The sequence below is a fragment of the Pseudomonas sp. xss_4 genome, assembly GCF_043104125.1.
Lineage (GTDB): Bacteria > Pseudomonadota > Gammaproteobacteria > Pseudomonadales > Pseudomonadaceae > Aquipseudomonas > Aquipseudomonas parafulva_B.
The window spans coordinates 1-18,229 of the sequence record NZ_JBICKJ010000048.1; the positions used below are offsets into that span (position 1 = coordinate 1).

General features: G+C 62.6%; 19 protein-coding genes. 8 read left to right on the forward strand and 11 right to left on the reverse strand.

Annotated features, from left to right (window positions below; genetic code table 11):
- Positions 1 to 247 precede the first annotated feature (247 nt).
- From ACF8GB_RS09330 to dadA, 4 genes are all read right to left on the reverse strand, one after another.
- Entirely contained in the window at positions 248 to 697 is a 450-nt protein-coding gene (locus ACF8GB_RS09330) for a cytochrome c5 family protein (RefSeq protein WP_228385158.1), read from the reverse strand.
- A gap of 109 nt (positions 698 to 806) precedes the next feature.
- Positions 807 to 1,355: a cupin domain-containing protein gene (locus tag ACF8GB_RS09335; protein WP_023532512.1), complete on the reverse strand. Its 549-nt coding sequence runs from the start codon at positions 1,353 to 1,355 to the stop codon at positions 807 to 809.
- A gap of 93 nt (positions 1,356 to 1,448) precedes the next feature.
- Entirely contained in the window at positions 1,449 to 2,522 is a 1,074-nt protein-coding gene (gene alr / locus ACF8GB_RS09340; RefSeq protein WP_058638844.1) for an alanine racemase, read from the reverse strand.
- Between the two features lie 80 nt (positions 2,523 to 2,602).
- On the reverse strand, positions 2,603 to 3,907 hold the full coding sequence (dadA, locus tag ACF8GB_RS09345; RefSeq protein WP_196124599.1) for a D-amino acid dehydrogenase: 1,305 nt from the start codon (positions 3,905 to 3,907) through the stop codon (positions 2,603 to 2,605).
- Positions 3,908 to 4,060: 153 nt separating this feature from the next.
- On the opposite strand from dadA, the gene dadR reads away from it, so the two are divergent.
- On the forward strand, positions 4,061 to 4,549 hold the full coding sequence (gene dadR, locus ACF8GB_RS09350) for a transcriptional regulator DadR (protein ID WP_039581953.1): 489 nt from the start codon (positions 4,061 to 4,063) through the stop codon (positions 4,547 to 4,549).
- A 22-nt stretch (positions 4,550 to 4,571) separates the two neighbouring features.
- Here the strand turns inward: dadR and ACF8GB_RS09355 are convergent, their stop codons facing one another.
- Positions 4,572 to 4,925 carry a YkgJ family cysteine cluster protein gene (locus ACF8GB_RS09355; RefSeq protein ID WP_023532519.1) on the reverse strand — a complete coding sequence of 118 codons (354 nt, stop codon included), beginning with the start codon at positions 4,923 to 4,925 and terminating at the stop codon, positions 4,572 to 4,574.
- 102 nt (positions 4,926 to 5,027) lie between these two features.
- On the opposite strand from ACF8GB_RS09355, the gene ACF8GB_RS09360 reads away from it, so the two are divergent.
- Entirely contained in the window at positions 5,028 to 6,320 is a 1,293-nt protein-coding gene (locus tag ACF8GB_RS09360) for an FAD-binding oxidoreductase (RefSeq protein WP_058638843.1), read from the forward strand.
- A 6-nt stretch (positions 6,321 to 6,326) separates the two neighbouring features.
- On the opposite strand, the gene ACF8GB_RS09365 is transcribed toward ACF8GB_RS09360, so the two are convergent.
- On the reverse strand, positions 6,327 to 6,557 hold the full coding sequence (locus tag ACF8GB_RS09365; RefSeq protein WP_078479345.1) for a DUF1127 domain-containing protein: 231 nt from the start codon (positions 6,555 to 6,557) through the stop codon (positions 6,327 to 6,329).
- A gap of 176 nt (positions 6,558 to 6,733) precedes the next feature.
- Here ACF8GB_RS09365 and ACF8GB_RS09370 point away from each other — a divergent pair, with 176 nt between their 5' ends.
- Positions 6,734 to 8,164, forward strand: coding sequence for a PLP-dependent aminotransferase family protein (locus tag ACF8GB_RS09370; RefSeq protein WP_058638841.1), 1,431 nt, complete (start codon positions 6,734 to 6,736; stop codon positions 8,162 to 8,164).
- A gap of 58 nt (positions 8,165 to 8,222) precedes the next feature.
- Entirely contained in the window at positions 8,223 to 9,776 is a 1,554-nt protein-coding gene (locus ACF8GB_RS09375; protein ID WP_392526909.1) for a phospholipase D family protein, read from the forward strand.
- 10 nt (positions 9,777 to 9,786) lie between these two features.
- Here the strand turns inward: ACF8GB_RS09375 and ACF8GB_RS09380 are convergent, their stop codons facing one another.
- Both ACF8GB_RS09380 and ACF8GB_RS09385 read right to left on the reverse strand, forming a co-directional pair.
- Positions 9,787 to 10,926, reverse strand: coding sequence for an MFS transporter (locus ACF8GB_RS09380; RefSeq protein WP_058638839.1), 1,140 nt, complete (start codon positions 10,924 to 10,926; stop codon positions 9,787 to 9,789).
- 176 nt (positions 10,927 to 11,102) lie between these two features.
- A complete protein-coding gene (locus ACF8GB_RS09385; RefSeq protein WP_078479347.1) occupies positions 11,103 to 12,596 on the reverse strand; it encodes an aldehyde dehydrogenase in 1,494 nt (497 codons plus the stop codon).
- A gap of 193 nt (positions 12,597 to 12,789) precedes the next feature.
- Between ACF8GB_RS09385 and ACF8GB_RS09390 the strand changes: the two genes are divergently transcribed.
- Positions 12,790 to 13,149, forward strand: coding sequence for a cupin domain-containing protein (locus ACF8GB_RS09390; RefSeq protein ID WP_392526910.1), 360 nt, complete (start codon positions 12,790 to 12,792; stop codon positions 13,147 to 13,149).
- An 83-nt stretch (positions 13,150 to 13,232) separates the two neighbouring features.
- On the opposite strand, the gene rpmG is transcribed toward ACF8GB_RS09390, so the two are convergent.
- Both rpmG and rpmB read right to left on the reverse strand, forming a co-directional pair.
- Positions 13,233 to 13,388 carry a 50S ribosomal protein L33 gene (gene rpmG, locus ACF8GB_RS09395; protein ID WP_003253507.1) on the reverse strand — a complete coding sequence of 52 codons (156 nt, stop codon included), beginning with the start codon at positions 13,386 to 13,388 and terminating at the stop codon, positions 13,233 to 13,235.
- An 11-nt stretch (positions 13,389 to 13,399) separates the two neighbouring features.
- Entirely contained in the window at positions 13,400 to 13,636 is a 237-nt protein-coding gene (rpmB, locus tag ACF8GB_RS09400) for a 50S ribosomal protein L28 (protein ID WP_003253504.1), read from the reverse strand.
- A 361-nt stretch (positions 13,637 to 13,997) separates the two neighbouring features.
- On the opposite strand from rpmB, the gene ACF8GB_RS09405 reads away from it, so the two are divergent.
- On the forward strand, positions 13,998 to 15,587 hold the full coding sequence (locus ACF8GB_RS09405) for an ABC transporter substrate-binding protein (RefSeq protein WP_392526911.1): 1,590 nt from the start codon (positions 13,998 to 14,000) through the stop codon (positions 15,585 to 15,587).
- Between the two features lie 101 nt (positions 15,588 to 15,688).
- On the opposite strand, the gene radC is transcribed toward ACF8GB_RS09405, so the two are convergent.
- Positions 15,689 to 16,369 (reverse strand): DNA repair protein RadC, encoded by a 681-nt coding sequence (gene radC, locus ACF8GB_RS09410; RefSeq protein WP_392526912.1) that lies wholly within the window; start codon positions 16,367 to 16,369, stop codon positions 15,689 to 15,691.
- 123 nt (positions 16,370 to 16,492) lie between these two features.
- Between radC and coaBC the strand changes: the two genes are divergently transcribed.
- Both coaBC and dut read left to right on the forward strand, forming a co-directional pair.
- A complete protein-coding gene (coaBC, locus tag ACF8GB_RS09415) occupies positions 16,493 to 17,704 on the forward strand; it encodes a bifunctional phosphopantothenoylcysteine decarboxylase/phosphopantothenate--cysteine ligase CoaBC (RefSeq protein WP_023532606.1) in 1,212 nt (403 codons plus the stop codon).
- A gap of 5 nt (positions 17,705 to 17,709) precedes the next feature.
- Positions 17,710 to 18,165: a dUTP diphosphatase gene (gene dut, locus ACF8GB_RS09420; protein WP_058638836.1), complete on the forward strand. Its 456-nt coding sequence runs from the start codon at positions 17,710 to 17,712 to the stop codon at positions 18,163 to 18,165.
- Positions 18,166 to 18,229 lie beyond the last annotated feature (64 nt).

Here is an 18,229-nt window from a genome sequence, read left to right on the forward strand (position 1 = left end):
CGGCAATTAGCGATAGTGCTCACATCTCCGGGGCTGCTGCGCAGCCCATCGCGGCACGAGGCCGCTCCTGTGATCGTGGGATGGCTGAAGTAGCGCGATTGCAGGAGCAACTGCCTTTCACCGCCTCTAAGGGCCAGCGCCCCCCGTGTGGGAGCGGCCTCGCGCCGCGATGGGCCGCGAAGCGGCCCCGGCAAGGCAAGATGCGAAGCTAGAATACTGGGACTGCTACGCAGCACATTGCAGTAACTTACAGGCCAGACATCTTCTCAATAGCGGCCTTTAGCTCATCATCCGAACAATCCGCGCAGGTGCCCTTGGGCGGCATGGCGTTGATGCCCGTGATGGCCTTGGCCAGGATGCCATCCAACCCACCCTGGTGGTCGGCACGCTCCTTCCAGGCTGCGCTGTCGCCCACTTTCGGCGCGCCGAGCAGGCCCGTGCCATGGCAGGCCGTGCAATGCTTGGCGATGATGTCGTCGGGCGTTCTGGCAGACCCGGCGCCAGCGCTGGCGGTCACGGCCATGCCCTTGCATTCCTGGCCCTGGATACACACCTTACCGACCGGTTCCAGGCGCTTGGCGATATCGTCATTGGTCGCAGCGGTAGCGGTAATTGCCCACAGGGCCAGTACGGCGGCCGGGATGGCCAGCATCTTCTTGACTTGATTCACGCGAACACCCTCATGGTGGCTAATCATGCTCGCGGCCACGGATCCTCGAGCGCCGAAAAGTATAACGGCAAGCCCGAAGCCGGGAAACGACCCTACACAGGAAAGGGGTATTGACGCGTCAATGCACTGCGCTGGATCAAAAGTTCGAGGGGGTGGCGGCGCTGATCAAGCGTGCTGGCTGTTCGAACGGGTTGCGAAAACGGTGCGGGCGGGTGCTTTCGAAGTAATAGCTGTCGCCTGCTTCGAGAATGAACAGCTCGGTACCGACCACCAATTCCAGGCGGCCTTCAAGCAGAATGCCAGTCTCTTCGCCATCATGGGTCAGCATTTCGGCACCGGTGTCGGCGCCGGGCGGGTACACCTCGGTCAGAAAAGCGATGGCACGGTTGCGGTGCGATTTGCCAACCAGCTTCATGGTCACCGCACCATCGGAGATGTCGATCAGTTCGTGGGCTTTGTAGACGATCTGCGCAGGGCTCTCGGGTTCGAGCTCCACGGAAAAGAACTCGACCATGGACATGGGAATGCCGCTCAGCACCTTGCGCAGCGAACTGATCGACGGGCTCACACTGTTTTTCTCGATCATCGAGATGGTGCTGTTGGTAACCCCTGCGCGCTTGGCGAGTTCACGCTGGGACAGGCCCTTGAGCGTGCGGATGGCTTGCAGTCGTTCGCCGACGTCCAAAGCTGGAGCCTCCTGAGACGGGTATGCGGGTGGATGTGAACGATATCATGGCAACGCCGTTCAGTATTTACAACACACCACCCGCCTGACGCCCTAGTCCCCAATGTATTCCCGGGGCACCCGCTTGAGATTGCAGAAGATCTGGTAAGGAATGGTACCGGCCTGGCTCGCCACCTCAGCGGCATGGACCTGCTTGCCCCATAGTTCGACTGGGCTGCCGACGGTCGCCTGCGGCACGTCGGTCAGGTCGATGCTCAGCATGTCCATCGACACGCGACCGATGAGCGGGGCCCGGCTGCCAGCAACGATGACCGGCGTACCGTTGGGCGCCTGGCGAGGGTAACCGTCGGCGTAGCCCATGGCGACCACGCCTACACGGGTGGGCCGCGTGCTGACGAACGTGGCGCCGTAACCCACCGGCTCGCCGGCCGGCAGCTCCCGCACACTGATGACCCGCGACTGCAGTGTCATGACCGGCTGCAGGCGTTGGGCCTGAGCTTGGGGCATATCGAACGGCGTTGCGCCATAGAGCATCAGCCCTGGGCGCACCCAATCACCGGCTGCCTGGGGCCAACCCAGCACGGCTGGAGAGTTGCGCAGGCTGCATTCTGCTGCCAAGCCCTGGCGTGCGGTTTCGAAAACGGCAATCTGCTCGGCCGTGGCCTGCGCACCCAGCTCATCGGCACGGGCGAAATGGCTCATGAGCACAATGCGCCCTACCTTGCCGCAGGCCAGCAGGCGCTCATAGGCATCGCGATAGTCCTTGGGATGCAGCCCTACACGGTGCATGCCGGTATCGAGCTTGAGCCAGACGGTGAGCGGGCTGGCCAGCGGGCTTTTCTCGATGGCCTCCAATTGCCAGGCCGAATGCACGACGCACCACAGGTCATGTTCGACGATCAACGGCAGCTCACTTGCCTCGAAGAAGCCCTCCAGCAGCAGGACCGGGCCCCTGATGCCGGCCGCACGCAGCTCCAGCGCCTCCTCGATGCAGGCCACGGCAAACCCGTCCGCTTCGGGCTCGAGCGCCAACGCGCAGCGCACAGCACCATGGCCGTAGGCGTCGGCCTTGATCACGGCAAGCGCCTTGGCACCGGTCAGTTCGCGGGCGAGACGGTAATTGTGGCGCAGGGCCTGGAGGTCGATCAGGGCACGGGCGGGGCGCATGCGGCTGCCTTATAAGTCATACGGGTTGAAATCGAAGCTGGGGCATTCGCAGGTCACCGGCGAATACCCCAATGGACGGCTTACTGCTGATGAGCGGGCGAACCATGCCCGTGACGGGCCACTTCGCGGCTACTGCCATAGCGCGAGATGTCCAGCCCCTCTGCACTGATCTGCGGTTTCTTGCGCGCGATCAGGTCAGCCAGCAGACGACCCGAGCCACAGGCCATGGTCCAGCCCAGCGTGCCGTGACCTGTATTGAGGAACAGGTTACGGAAGGCGGTTGCACCCACGATGGGGGTACCGTCTGGCGTCGCGGGACGCAGCCCAGTCCAGAAACTGGCCTGGCTCAAATCACCGCCGCGAGGATAGAGGTCGTTGACGATCATCTCCAGCGTTTCGCGTCGACGGGGGTTGAGCGACAGGTCGAAGCCGGCGATCTCAGCCATGCCTCCAACACGGATACGGTTGTCGAAACGGGTGATGGCGACCTTGTAGGTTTCGTCGAGGATGGTGGAGGCAGGCGCCATGTCACCGTTGGTGATGGGTACGGTAAGGGAGTAGCCCTTCAACGGATAGACCGGCGCCTTGATGCCCAGGGGCTTGAGCATCTGCGGCGAATAGCTGCCCAATGCCAGCACGTAGCGGTCGGCGGTTTCGAGCTTGCCATCGATCCAGACACCGTTGATGCGGTCACCTGCATGATCCAGGCGCTGGATGTCCTGCCCGAAGCGGAACTCCACGCCCAGGTTGCGGGCCATTTCTGCCAGTTTGGTGGTGAACAACTGGCAATCGCCGGTCTGGTCGTTGGGTAGGCGCAGGGCGCCGGCGAGAATGCCCTTCACACTGGCCAGGGCAGGTTCGACGCGGGCGATGCCATCGCGGTCGAGCAATTCATAAGGCACGCCTGATTGCTCAAGCACGGCGATATCCTTGGCAGCTGCATCGACCTGGGCCTGGGTACGGAACAGCTGGGTGGTGCCCAGGCTACGGTTCTCGTACGCGATTCCGGTTTCGGCGCGCAGTTCGTCGAGGCAGTCGCGACTGTATTCGGACAACCGCACCATGCGCTCCTTGTTCACGGCATAGCGGTTGGCCGTGCAGTTGCGCAGCATCTGGGCCATCCACAGGTACTGGTCTACGTCACCGGTCAGCTTGATGGCAAGCGGAGCGTGGCGCTCGAGCAGCCATTTAACGGCTTTCAGAGGCACCCCCGGCGCCGCCCACGGCGAGGCATAGCCAGGCGAGATCTGGCCGGCGTTGGCAAAGCTGGTTTCCATGGCCACCGCTGGCTGGCGGTCCACCACCGTCACTTCGAGCCCTTGCCGGGCCAGGTAATAGGCACTGGCGGTTCCGATCACGCCGCTACCAAGTACCAGAACTCGCATCGTTTCTTTCCCCTCGCGGCCTGCCGCGGTGTGTTGTTGGACTGCCATTGATGGGCGAAGTATAGGAATTCGAGAGCAGTGCAATTCACTATATAAAAGCCTATTATTGGCGAGAATTCTCGGCACAATGGCCTTTACGGAGGGGCATCCCCTATGAGAACCCAGCATCAAAGTAAGCGTGAGCTGGACAAGATCGACCGGAACATCCTGCGCATCCTGCAGAGCGACGGGCGTATCTCCTTCACCGAACTGGGCGAGAAGGTCGGCCTCTCCACCACGCCGTGCACCGAGCGCGTGCGCCGGCTGGAACGTGAAGGCATCATCATGGGCTATAACGCCCGCCTGAACCCACAGCACCTCAAGGGCAGCCTGCTGGTCTTCGTGGAAATCAGCCTGGACTACAAGTCTGGCGATACCTTCGAGGAGTTTCGCCGGGCAGTCCTGAAGCTGCCGCACGTGCTCGAATGCCACCTGGTTTCCGGCGACTTCGACTACCTGGTCAAGGCGCGCATTTCGGAAATGGCTTCGTATCGCAAGCTGCTTGGCGACATCCTGCTCAAGCTGCCCCACGTGCGTGAGTCCAAAAGCTACATCGTGATGGAGGAGGTGAAGGAAAGTCTCTGCCTGCCGATCCCGGACTGACGCCGGGCCCTACCGCAAACGCCTAGACCAGCACTTGCCGGGTGGTGGCAATGAACTGGTGCACCAGTTGCTCGGCCGCAGGGTCGATCATGGGTTCGGGCCCACGACCACGCGGGCAGGCCAGTCGTGGGGTGGTACCGAACAAGCGACAGATCAGTGGCCGCTCTTCATATACCGTGCAGCCCTGGGGCCCCAGATGCACGCAGTCCAGGCGCTCAAGGGCAGCGTCCTGTTCGGCCTGGGATTTGCGCGGCAGCCGAGCCATCTCTTGCGCCGAGGTGGTAACCGGCCCGCAGCAGTCATGGCAGCCAGGCTCGCATTCGAACGAAGGGATGAGTTCGCGCAGGAAGTGGATCTTGTGGCGGTCGCAGGACATGACGAGGCACAGGTTGAAAAGGTCCGCCCATTATAGGCCGGTTGCCCGCCCTGGGCCTGCGGCTTATTCTCCCGTTCCAGCCCACGCACTAGGACTCGTCCAATGATCCACAGCGCGCAGCATGCCGCTTCTTACTACGCCGCCAGCAGCGCGCCTCACCCTGATCATGCCTATCTGCAAGGCGAGCACACCGCCGATGTGTGCATCGTCGGTGGTGGCTACTCCGGTTTGAACACGGCCCTGGAGTTGGCCGAGCGTGGCTTCTCGGTGATCCTGCTCGAAGCGCGCAAGATCGGCTGGGGCGCCAGTGGGCGCAACGGTGGGCAGTTGATCCGCGGGGTCGGCCATGGTCTGGAGCAGTTCCTGCCGGTCATCGGCGAGCAGGGCGTTCGCGACTTGCAACTGATGGGGCTGGAGGCCGTGCAGATCGTGCGCGATCGTGTAGCGCGGCACGCCATCGCCTGCGACTTGACCTGGGGCTATTGCGACCTGGCCAACAAGCCGGCGCAAATGGCGGGCCTGGCCGAAGAGGCCGAACACTTACGCAGCCTGGGTTACGCCCACGAACTGCGGCTGGTCGCAAAGGATGACATTCACGATGTGGTGGGCTCGCAGCGCTATGCAGGCGGGCTGGTGGACATGGGCTCTGGCCACTTGCACCCCCTTAACCTGGCGTTGGGCGAAGCCGCGGCAGCCGCGCGCCTGGGTGTGAAACTCCACGAGCAGTCCGAGGTGACCCGCATCGACTATGGCCCGCAGGTGCAGGTACACACCGCCCAGGGCCGGGTCCGGGCGCAAACGCTGGTCCTGTGCTGCAACGCCTACCTCAATGGTTTGAACGGTGAGCTGGGCGGCAAGGTATTGCCCGCCGGCAGTTACCTCATCGCCACCGAGCCGCTGGGTGAAGCGCGTGCACGCTCGCTGTTGCCACAGAACATGGCCGTGTGCGACCAGCGCGTGGCGCTGGACTACTACCGCCTGAGCGCAGATCACCGGCTGCTGTTCGGCGGCGCTTGCCATTATTCCGGGCGCGATCCAAAGGATATCGCCGCCTACATGCGGCCCAAGATGCTGCGCGTGTTCCCTCAGCTGGCCGACGTACGCATCGATTACCAGTGGGGCGGCATGATCGGGATCGGCGCCAACCGCCTGCCCCAGGTGGGCCGCCTGCCTGATCAGCCGAACGTTTACTACGCCCAGGCCTACGCAGGCCACGGGCTGAACGCTACTCACCTGGCCGCCCGTCTGCTCGGGGAAGCCATCAGCGGCCAGCAAAGCGGGCGTTTCGACTTGTTTGCAAAGGTGCCACACATGACGTTCCCAGGGGGCAAGCACTTGCGCTCACCTTTACTGGCCTTGGGCATGCTGTGGCACAGGCTCAAGGAGCTGGTGTGAAAGCAGTCACGGCTTCCAGAAAGGCTTGCAGCCTTCTGAGCGCGCCTCTTGCCAGCTGAGACCCACATCGCGCAGTTCATGGTCGCTCAACTGTAACAGCGCCCTGCGGGTGTGCCAGCGGCGCAACATCAGCCGCCAGCGGCTCAACGCCTGGGGCGCAGCGTGGGTTTTGCTTCGCTGCAGGGCTTCTTTTTCGCCTACCGACTGTTCGATGCGCACATCGCTCAAGCTTCCCATCGCTGCTGTCTCCCTTTCGATGACAATGTGGGGACAGCATGCCGGGTGCACGGCCTGACAATACAGATCCAAAAAAGCGTTATTATTTGGATACAGATCGGGCTTGCAGGTAACTGAATGCTGCCTTTTCTGCCAATCTGTATGGTGCGTTGACCGGCGCAGCCCAGGAGTATGACGTGACGCTCTACCTGAACCTTGCCGAGGTACTCGGCGCGCGTATCGAACAGGGCCTCTATCGGCCCGGCCAGCGGCTGCCATCGGTGCGGGCACTGAGCGTGGAGCACGGGGTGAGCCTGAGCACCGTGCAGCAGGCCTACCGCATGCTCGAAGACAGTGGCATGGTCTCGCCACGGCCAAAGTCCGGCTACTTCGTGAGCGACCATCGCCACCTGCCGGCCTTGCCGGCGGTCAGCCGGCCCGCCCAGCGCCCGGTGGACATTTCCCAATGGGAGCAGGTTCTGGAGCTGGTGCGCAGTACCCCGCAACCGGGTGTGATACAGCTTGGACGGGGCATGCCGGACATCGAGAGCCCTACCCTCAAGCCGCTGTTGCGCAGCCTCGCCAGGCTCAGCCGTCGCCAGGACATGCCCGGGCTGTATTACGACAATATCCACGGCAACCTGGCCTTGCGTGAACAGGTGGCACGCCTGGCCCTGGACTCTGGGTGCAGGCTCTCGCCCTCTGAGTTGGTGGTGACGACAGGCTGCCACGAAGCTTTGTCGTGCAGCATCCGCGCCGTGTGCGAGCCTGGCGATATCGTTGCGGTGGACTCGCCCAGCTTCCATGGCGCCATGCAGACGCTCAAGGGCCTGGGCATGAAGGCGCTGGAGATCCCCACAGACCCGGTGACAGGCATCAGCCTCGAGGCGCTCGAACTGGCCCTTGAGCAGTGGCCGATCAAGCTCATCCAGATCACCCCAAGTTGCAACAACCCGCTGGGCTACATCATGCCTGAGGCTCGTAAAAAGGCCCTGTTGAACCTTGCACAGCGCTACGACGTAGCCATTCTCGAGGACGATGTCTACGGTGACCTGGCCTATACCTACCCTCGGCCACGGACGGTCAAGTCATTCGATACGCAAGGCCGCGTGCTGTTGTGCAGTTCATTTTCCAAGACGCTTGCCCCTGGCCTGCGTGTCGGTTGGGTAGCGCCTGGGCGCTACCTGGAGCGGGTCCTGCACATGAAGTACATCAGCACGGGCAGCACCGCCAGTCAGCCTCAATTGGCGGTGGCGGACTTCATCGCCAACGGGCATTACCAACCCCATGTGCGGCGCATGCGCAGCCAGTACCAACGCAGCCGTGAATTGATGAGCGACTGGGTGACCCGGTATTTTCCGCAAGGCACCCGCGTAAGCCGTCCGCAAGGCGGCTTCATGCTATGGGTGGAATTGCCGGAACATTTCGATACCTTGCAGCTCAATCACGCCTTGTTGGAGCAAGGCGTACAAGTGGCCGTGGGCAGCATCTTTTCCGCTTCCGGCAAGTTCCGTCACTGCCTGCGCATGAACTTCGCCGCCAGGCCCACTGCGCAAATCGAGGCGGCGGTGCGCAAGGTTGGTGAGACCGCCCAACGCTTGCTGGACGAGGACATCATCGCGACGTAACTTTGCGTTGCCCTCCACTGTCCAATCCCAAAGCCCTGCTGCACAGGACGATCCACCGTTGAAACTCCAGCGAGCCCTACCCTTGCTGCTGACGCTGCTGCTCGGCGTCTGCGGCTGCGCCAGCGTCGATACGCCGCGCCAAACCAGTCAAGCCCTGCCCGCCGATGGCTCATCGTTCGGCCGCTCGGTGCTGCGCCAGGCAGCCCCTTATGAAGGCCGTTCCGGCTTTCGCCTACTCCCCAACAGCAACGAGGCTTTCCGGGCGCGCGCCGAGCTGATACGCAATGCGCAGGCCAGCATCGACGTGCAGTACTACATCGTCCATGACGGACTCAGCACCCGCGCCCTGGTCCATGAGCTGTTGCGGGCGGCCGACCGGGGCGTGCGCGTGCGCATTCTGCTGGACGACACCACCAGTGACGGCCTGGATGCAATCATGGGCACCCTCGCCGCTCACTCGAACATCCAGATCCGTGTGTTCAACCCCCTGCACCTGGGGCGCGCCACTGGGGTCACACGCGCCATGGGCCGGTTGCTCAACCTGTCGCGTCAGCACCGGCGCATGCACAATAAGCTGTTCCTGGTGGACAACAGCATGGCCATCGTCGGCGGGCGAAACCTGGGTGACGAGTACTTCGATGCCGAGCCCAACCTGAACTTCACCGACATCGATCTGCTGGGTGTGGGCCCTATAGCAGAACAGTTGGGACACAGCTTCGATCAGTACTGGAACAGCGCCCTGAGCCGCCCGATCACCGATTTCCTCTGGCACCAGCCCAATGCCAGCGACCTGCGCACCAGCCGCCATCGGCTGGAAGTCTCGCTGGCCGAAGCCAGAACCCGGCGCAAGGTCTTGTACGACCGCTTGATGGCCTACCAATCCCAGCCGCGACTGGACACCTGGCGCAACGAACTCATCTGGGCTCATGCCCAGGCGCTGTGGGACGCCCCCAGCAAGGTGCTGGCCGATGACGAGCCTGATCCACAGCTACTGCTGACCCGACAACTCGGCCCTGACCTGCGCGATGTGCGTCACGAGCTGATTCTGGTCTCCGCTTATTTCGTACCCGGCGAACCGGGGCTGCTTTACCTCACCCAGAGTGCCGACGCGGGTATTTCGGTAAAGCTGTTGACCAACTCACTGGAGGCTACCGATGTGCCTGCCGTACACGGCGGTTATGCACCTTACCGCAAGGCGCTGCTGGAGCACGGGGTGAAGCTGTATGAAGTGCGCCGCCAGCCCGGAGATCCCAGCGCGGGCAAACTGAGTTTCCATGGCAGCTCCAACTCCAGCCTCCACAGCAAGGCGATCGTGTTCGACCGTCACAAGACGTTCATTGGCTCGTTCAATTTCGATCCACGCTCGGTGCTGTGGAACACCGAAGTCGGCGTATTGGTCGACAGCCCCGAACTTGCCGAATACACCCGTGCACTGGCGGTGCAGGGCATGGCACCGGCCCTGAGCTATCAGCCTGAGCTCGTGGCCGGCAAGCTGGTCTGGGTGACCGAGGAAGATGGGCAGCGGCGGGTGCTCACGTCAGAGCCTGGTAGCCTGTGGCGACGATTCAATGCCTGGATCAGCAAGGCGGTCGGGCTGGAAAAGATGCTCTAGCGCTGCACCGTCACGCAGCCGCTGGCTCGAACGCTCCGCGCCGCCGGGTCAGCACCACAAGCCCAGCGGCGCCTGCTGCCATCAGCAGCGGCAAGGCATGCCCACTGATCCACTGGCTGCCTGCGCCGGCCAGCAACGGCCCAAGCAGGCAACCGATGCCCCACAGCTGGGCCACGTGGGCATTGGCCCGCACCAGGGCATCGTCTCGATAGCGCTCGCCGATCAACACCAGCGACAAGGTGAACAACCCCCCAGCGCTAGCGCCGAACAATACCCACACAGGCCAGATGGCCCAGGTGTGCAACAGCAGGGGGATGGCAAGGCTCGACCCCAACAATGCCAGCGCGCAACCGGTGAACAGCGCGCGCCGCGACATATGGTCCGCCAGTGCGCCAATGGGCAACTGCAGCACCGCATCGCCGACCACCACCGTACTGACCATGAACAACGCGATTTCCGTGCTCAGGCCCTGTTGCAGGCAGTACACCGGCAGCAGGGTCAGGATCATGGCTTCGAACGAAGCGAACAACGCAATGGCCCAGGCGATTACGGGCAGCCTTCTGCAGAAGGCGAACAGGTCGGCAAAGGTGACGTTGCAAGCCTCTGTAGAGGGCGCGCCCCCGCGGCCCAGCAACAGCAAGGGCGATACCAGCAGCAGGCCGGTCGCCGCCCAGAAGCCGAAGTCGTCATCCGAGCCCAGCATGCCCAGCACCAACGGACCCGCCAGTTGGCTCAGCGCATAGCTACTCCCGTACAGAGCCACCAGCCGTCCGCGCCACTGCTCGACCACCAGTTGATTGATCCAGCTCTCACCCAGCACGAACACCACGGTCAACGCCATGCCGATCAACAGCCGCAGCACCAGCCAAAGCGGATAGCTTGGCAGCAGGGCCAACAGGCCAATGGACAATGCCCCGCCCCACAGGCACAGGCGCATGGCCGCAGGCACGCCCACCCACCCGGCAAGCCGGCTGGCCAGGCTGGCGCCGGCCAGCACGCCCAGGGCAGGCATGGCGGCCATGACGCCAATGGCGAAGCTGCCATAACCCCAGGCTTCCAGACGCAAGGACACCAACGGCATGCTCACACCCAATGCGAGCCCGACGCTCAGCACCGATGCCAGCACGGCAAAATAGGTTCCCCAACGCATGACGGCCTCCCAGGCAGCATTCTTGTACGGCAGAAATGACGAAGCCGGGACGGTATGCGCCGCCCCGGCCAGTATTGGAATGTCAGGCCCCTGGCAGTCGAGCTTGCTCAGTCCCGGCTCAGCTCGCGAAAGCGTGCCAGGGCCTTGGAAGCCGACCTGCCGAGGGGCCGCTGGGCTTACAGCTTGATCCAGGTGGCCTTGAGCTCGGTGTACTTCTCCAGCGCGTGCAGCGACTTGTCACGGCCGTTACCCGACTGCTTGAAGCCACCGAATGGCGCGGTCATGTCGCCGCCATCATATTGGTTGACCCAGACACTGCCGGCGCGTACGGCACGGGCCGTCCTGTGCGCCTTGGAAATGTCCGAAGTCCAGATGCCCGCCGCCAACCCATAGGGTGTGTCGTTGGCGATGGCAACCGCCTCCTCGGCCGTGTCGAAGGCAATCACGGACAGTACCGGGCCGAAGATTTCCTCCTGGGCGATTTTCATGGCATTGGTCACGCCGTCGAAGATGGTCGGCTCGACGTAGGTGCCGCCGGTATCTTCCAGCGTCCGCTTGCCGCCGGTCAGCAGCTTGGCGCCGTCCTTGTGACCCGCCTCGATGTACGACAACACGGTATTCATCTGCTGGGTATCGACCAGTGCACCCACGGTGGTCTGCGGGTCCAGCGGGTTGCCGGGCTTCCAGGCCTTGAGGGCCTCGACCACCATGGGCAGGAAGGTGTCCTTGATCGAGCGCTCCACCAGCAAGCGCGAACCTGCGGTGCACACTTCACCCTGGTTGAAGGCGATGGCGCTGGCAGCAGCCTGGGCGGCGGCCTCAAGGTCTGGCGCGTCGGCGAAGACGATGTTCGGGCTCTTGCCACCGGCTTCCAGCCAGATGCGCTTCATGTTCGACTCGCCTGCATACACCATCAGCTGCTTGGCGATCTTGGTCGAACCGGTGAATACCAGGGTGTCGACATCCATGTGCAGGGCCAGGGCCTTGCCCACGGTGTGGCCATAGCCAGGCAGCACGTTCAGCACACCTGCTGGGATACCGGCTTCCACTGCCAACTGAGCGATGCGAATAGCGGTCAGCGGCGACTTCTCGGAAGGTTTGAGCACGACCGAGTTGCCCGTAGCCAACGCTGGGCCCAACTTCCAGCTCGCCATCAGCAGCGGGAAGTTCCAGGGAACGATGGCACCCACCACGCCCACTGGCTCGCGTGTGACCAGGCCCAGTTGATCGTGCGGCGTCGGAGCGACTTCGTCGTACACCTTGTCGATGGCTTCGGCTGTCCAGTGAATGGCATTGGCAGCGCCTGGGATATCGATGCTGGAGGAGTCACCGATCGGTTTGCCCATGTCCAGTGTTTCGAGCAGCGCCAGCTCTTCGACGTTCTTGCGCAGCAAGTCGGCGAAGCGGATCAGGATGGCCTTGCGCTTGGCTGGGGCCAGCTGTGACCATACGCCCGAGTTGAAGGTCGCGCGGGCGTTTTCGACCGCGCGGTTGGCGTCGGCCAGGTCGCAGCTGGCAACCTTGGCCAGGAAGCGTCCGTCGACCGGGCTCAGGCACTCGAAGGTTTCACCGGATGCGGCATCGGTGTATTCGCCGTTGATGAAGGCGCGGCCTTCGATCTTCAGTTGCTGGGCACGTTGTTCCCAGTCTGCACGAGTCAGGGTGGTCATACGAAACTCCTCCTCTTGTTTAGGTGCAACGCTGCACTGAGGACTTGCAGGCGTTGTCGGGGTCCGGGCGTGCGGCAGGCGCACACAGGCATGCGATACCCTAAACCAGCGCTTTCAAACTATCAATATATTTGACACTATCAGCTCAAACGCCCAGTGATGTTAATTTTATTGAACATGCAGGAGCCTCTTTATGAGTATCGACAGTATCATCGACTTCGCCCAGGCCATCACCGAGGCCGAGCGCTATCGCCCCGCCGCCGAAAAAGTGCTCAAAGGCGAGCCGGACCAGGCCGTGTACAACCACTATGCAAGCCCCTGCGGGCAGTTTGCCGCTGGCGTCTGGGAGGGGGAAGTGGGCCAGTGGGAGGTCAACTACACCGAGCATGAGTACTGCGAAATCGTGCAGGGCGTGTCAGTGCTGCGCGACGAACGGGGCGCCAGCAAGACGCTGCGTGCGGGTGATCGGTTCGTCATACCCGCCGGATTCAAAGGGACATGGGAAGTGCTGGAGCCTTGCCGCAAGATCTATGCATTGTTCGAGCAGAAGTGATCCCTGGCCAGCTGACCCTTTCGGCCAGACATAAAAAAACCCGCCTCTCTTCAGAGGCGGGTTTTTTTCAGGTCGCCGATCAATTACTTGATCTTGGCTTCCTTGTACACCACGTGCTTGCGAACAACGGGATCGTATTTCTTGATCTCGATTTTGTCCGGGGTGGTGCGCTTGTTCTTGTCGGTGGTGTAGAAGTGGCCGGTACCGGCACTCGAAACCAGACGGATCAATTCACGCATGATGCTCTCCCTTAAACCTTGGCGCCAGCTTTACGGATGTCAACCAGTACGGCATCGATGCCGCGCTTGTCGATGATGCGCATGCCTTTGGCGGAAACGCGCAGACGCACGAAACGCTTCTCGGATTCAACCCAGAAACGGTGGTGCTGCAGGTTTGGCAGGAAACGACGACGGGTTTTGTTGTTTGCGTGGGAAATGTTGTTCCCGGTTACTGGACCCTTACCAGTAACTTGACAGACTCTCGACATGACTCAGCCCTCTAAAACCACATGCCCAACCCGGCATGGGTTGGCCGCTTAATCTCTCAGTCTTTGGCGCCGAGGCGCCGTGATTCTGGAGGTCTTATCGACCGGATTCGCTGATGCGACAGGCCGAGCCCCTAGAAAAGAGCGCTGCTTTATACCAGAAAGACTCGATTGCAACAATACCTGATCAACATTCGAGCCGAGGCGAACCGCCGCGAGCAGCATGACCGAAGGCCCTATCAGGCGCCGACCGTTCGTCGCCAATATTGTAAAAAAGAGTGTGGTCATTTTCTGGCAGTCACACTAGGGTAGGCCTTTTCCAGACTGCACTGGCAGATGGGCCACTGACAGCCAAGGAGCCACCATGCGTGCCGCCGCCCTTTCCTTATTGTTCACCTCCCTGCTTGCCGTGGGTGCAGCCCAGGCAGCGCCACTGAGCGTTTGCAGCGAAGCCAGCCCCGAAGGCTTCGACGTGGTGCAGTACAACTCGCTGACCACCACCAATGCCACGGCCGATGTGCTGATGAACCGCCTGGTGGAATTCGACGCAGGCAAAGGCAAGGTGGTGCCGAGCCTGGCCGCCAGCTGGACGGTGTCGGCCGATGGCCTGGTGTACGATTTCACCCTGCGCGACAACGTGAAATTCCATGCCACTGCCTATTTCAAGCCCAGCCGTACGCTCAATGCCGACGACGTATTGTTCAGCTTCCAGCGCATGCTCTACCCCGCTCACGCCTGGCATAAGACAGCGCCCGGCGGCTACCCCCATGCCCAGTCGCTGCAACTGGGCAGCCTGATCAAGACGATCGACGCGCCGGCGCCCAATACCGTGCGCTTTACCCTTACCCACCCGGATGCGACCTTCCTGGCCACCCTGAGCATGGGCTTTGCCTCGATCTATTCAGCCGAATATGCCGACAAGTTGCTCAAGGCAGGCACGCCCGAGAAACTCAACAGCCAACCCATCGGCACCGGGCCATTCGTCTTCCAGCGGTTCCAGAAGGACGCGGTGGTGCGTTATCGCGCCAACCCTGACTACTTTGCCGGCAAGCCAGCCGTCGACCCACTGATCTTCGCCATCACCACCGATGCAAACGTGCGCCTGCAGAAACTCAAGCGCAACGAGTGCCAGGTAGCCCTGTCGCCCAAGCCACTGGACATTGCCGAGGCCAGCCAGGACAGCAGCCTCAAGGTGGCCAGCACGCCAGCGTTCATGACGGCATTCATCGCGCTCAACAGCCAGCACCCACCACTGGACAAGCCAGAGGTGCGCCAGGCCATCAACCTGGCCTTCGACAAACAGGCCTACGTGAAGGCTGTTTTCGAAGACTCGGCGATTGCGGCCAATGGCCCGTATCCGCCCAATACCTGGAGCTATGCCAAGGACCTGCCCGGTTACCCACTGGATGTGAAGAAAGCCAAGGCCCTGCTGGCCAAGGCCGGTCTGGCGGACGGCTTCAGCACAACGATCTGGACACGCCCTTCTGGTAGCCTGCTCAACCCCAACCCCAGCCTGGGCGCGCAGATGCTGCAGGCTGATCTCGCCAAGGTGGGCATCAAGGCTGAAATTCGGGTGATCGAATGGGGCGAACTCATCCGCCGCGCCAAGGCCGGTGAGCATGACCTGCTGTTCATGGGCTGGGCAGGCGACAACGGCGACCCGGATAACTTCCTCACCCCGCAGTTCTCCTGTGCAGCGGTCAAGTCCGGGACCAACTTCGCGCGGTTCTGTGACAATCGACTGGATCAGCTGATCAGTGCCGGTCGCACCACCAATGATCAGAGCGTGCGCAGCCGGCTGTACCAGCAGGCGCAGACCCTGATCCAGCAGCAGGCGCTATGGGTGCCATTGGCGCATCCCACGGCGGCGGCCCTGCTGCGTCAGGGTGTCGAGGGTTATCAGGTCAACCCGTTCGGCCGGCTGGACTTCAGCAAGGTGAGCGTGACCAAGTAGGCCTTGTACGCTTGAGCGTTGCGGTGATCGGGGAAGGCGCCACCCTTACCCCCGGTCATGACAGGTCATCCTGAACTGCGCCGCGCTCGCGGTGGCGTGCCCTAAGCTACGACCCACCCGTGCTCGACCATGGACAGCGGCTCCCCGTCGCCAATGATGATGTGATCCAGCACGCGTACATCGATCAAGGCCAGCCCACGCTTGAGCGAAAGGGTCAGGTGCACATCTTCTTTGCTGGGTTCGCTGTTGCCCGAAGGGTGGTTGTGACAGAGGATCAGCGCCGCGGCGTTGTGCATCAATGCCCGCCGCACCACTTCCCGCGGATAGACACTGGCTCGGTCGATAGTACCCCTGAACAGGATCTCGAACGCCAACGGTCGGTGTTTGGTGTCCAGAAACAGGCAACCGAACACCTCGCTGGGTTCATGGCGCAGCATGGCCTTGAGGTAGCGCCTTACGGCCTGGGGTTCCTCCAACGCCGCTGCGCGGGTGATCCCTTCATTGAGGTAGCGGCGACCGATTTCCAGCAATGCCTGCAGCTGTGCGTATTTGACCTCCCCTATGCCAGGCTCGCGCAAGACCGCCCGCCGATCGGCCTCGAGAAACGGCCGTAAGCCGCCAAAGCGCACCAACAGGCCACGCGCCAGGTCGAGCACGTTGCGCCCTGCAACGCCTGACCCCAGCAGCACAGCCAGCAGTTCGGCGTCAGACAGCACCCCCGCCCCACGCTGCAGTAGCTTTTCCCTTGGCCGATCCTGAGCCGGCCATTCCCTGATGTTCATCGCTGCCCTGCCCCTGCTGCGGCCCATTTCGGCCCTGTGTTAATCTATTTGCCCTCGTACATGCGACGCTCTGCCGCACGCAGTTCCTGTCGCCGCCCGCTTTCACTGGAAAAAGGCAACCCTATGCAGCGGCTGTATCGCAAGCGCATCGTTCTTGGCGTCGGTGGTGGCATCGCCGCCTACAAGAGCGCCGAACTGATCCGCCGACTCCTGGAGCACGGCGCCCAGGTGCGTGTCGTCATGACCCGCGGTGGCGCTGAATTCATCACGCCGCTGACCTTGCAGGCGCTGTCCGGCCACCCGGTGCACCTGGACCTCCTCGACCCGGCAGCAGAGGCGGCCATGGGCCATATCGAGCTGGCCAAATGGGCTGACCTGGTACTGATCGCTCCAGCCACCGCCGACCTCATGGCACGCCTGGCCCAGGGCATGGCCGATGACCTATTGACGACCCTGGTACTGGCCACCGATGCCACCGTTGCCGTCGCCCCGGCCATGAACCAGGCCATGTGGCGTGACGCTGCCACCCAGGCCAACCTCCAAGTGCTCAGGAGCCGCGGCATTCAGGTGTTCGGCCCTGCCTCGGGCAGCCAGGCCTGTGGCGACGTAGGCCTGGGCCGCATGCTCGAGGCCACCGACCTGGCTTGGTGCGCCGCCGAGAGCTTCAAGCGCCAGGCATTGACCGGCAAGCACGTGCTGATCACCGCCGGCCCCACCCAGGAGAACATCGATCCGGTGCGCTACATCACCAATCATAGCTCCGGGAAGATGGGCTTTGCCCTAGCCGAGGCGGCCGCCGAAGCCGGGGCTCGGGTGACCCTCGTGACCGGCCCTGTGCACCTGCCTACCCCCGACCGGGTCAGCCGTATCGACGTGGTCAGCGCGCGGGACATGCTGGCGGCCTGTGAGGCGGCCATGCCATGCGACCTGTTCATCGCGTCGGCGGCGGTGGCGGACTACCGCCCAGAGGTGATAGCGCCACAAAAACTGAAGAAAGATCCCACGACTGGCGATGGCATGCTGCTGCAGATGGTGCGCAATCCCGATATTCTTGCCACCCTGGCCGGTCGCACCGACCGCCCTTTCAGTGTCGGCTTCGCCGCCGAGACCGAACACTTGCTCGATTACGCCACGCGCAAGCTCAAGGATAAAAACCTCGACCTGATCGTCGCCAACGATGTGGCCAACCCCAGCATCGGCTTCAACAGTGAAGAGAACGCCTTGACCGTGATCGATCGCCAGCAGCACCAGACCCTCTTCGCGCAGACCAGCAAGGGCAAGATCGCCCGCCAGCTGGTTGCCTTCATCGCCGAACGGCTCAACCAGGTTCAATAAGTTACATGCACGCATTACAAGCCAAGATCCTCGACCCACGCCTGGGTACCGAATTTCCGTTGCCGCAATACGCCACGCCGGGCTCTGCCGGCCTGGACCTGCGCGCCCTGCTCGCGCAAGACACGGTGCTCGAACCCGGCCAGACGGTGCTGATTCCGACAGGCCTGTCCATCCATATCAGCGACCCGGGTCTTGCCGCACTGGTGCTGCCGCGCTCGGGCCTGGGCCACAAGCATGGCATCGTGCTGGGCAACCTGGTTGGGCTGATCGATTCGGATTACCAGGGCGAGCTGATGGTGTCGTGCTGGAACCGCGGCACCACCACCTTCACCATCGCAGTCGGTGAGCGTATCGCCCAGCTGGTGCTCGTGCCCGTGGTACAGGCGCAGTTCGAGATCGTCGAGTCGTTCGACCAGAGCCAGCGCGGCGCCGGTGGCTTTGGTCATTCCGGCACCCGTTGAACCGGACATGAGCGAAATCGCCACGGATGGCGAACTCCGGGCCGCAACCTTCGTCCAAGCGCTC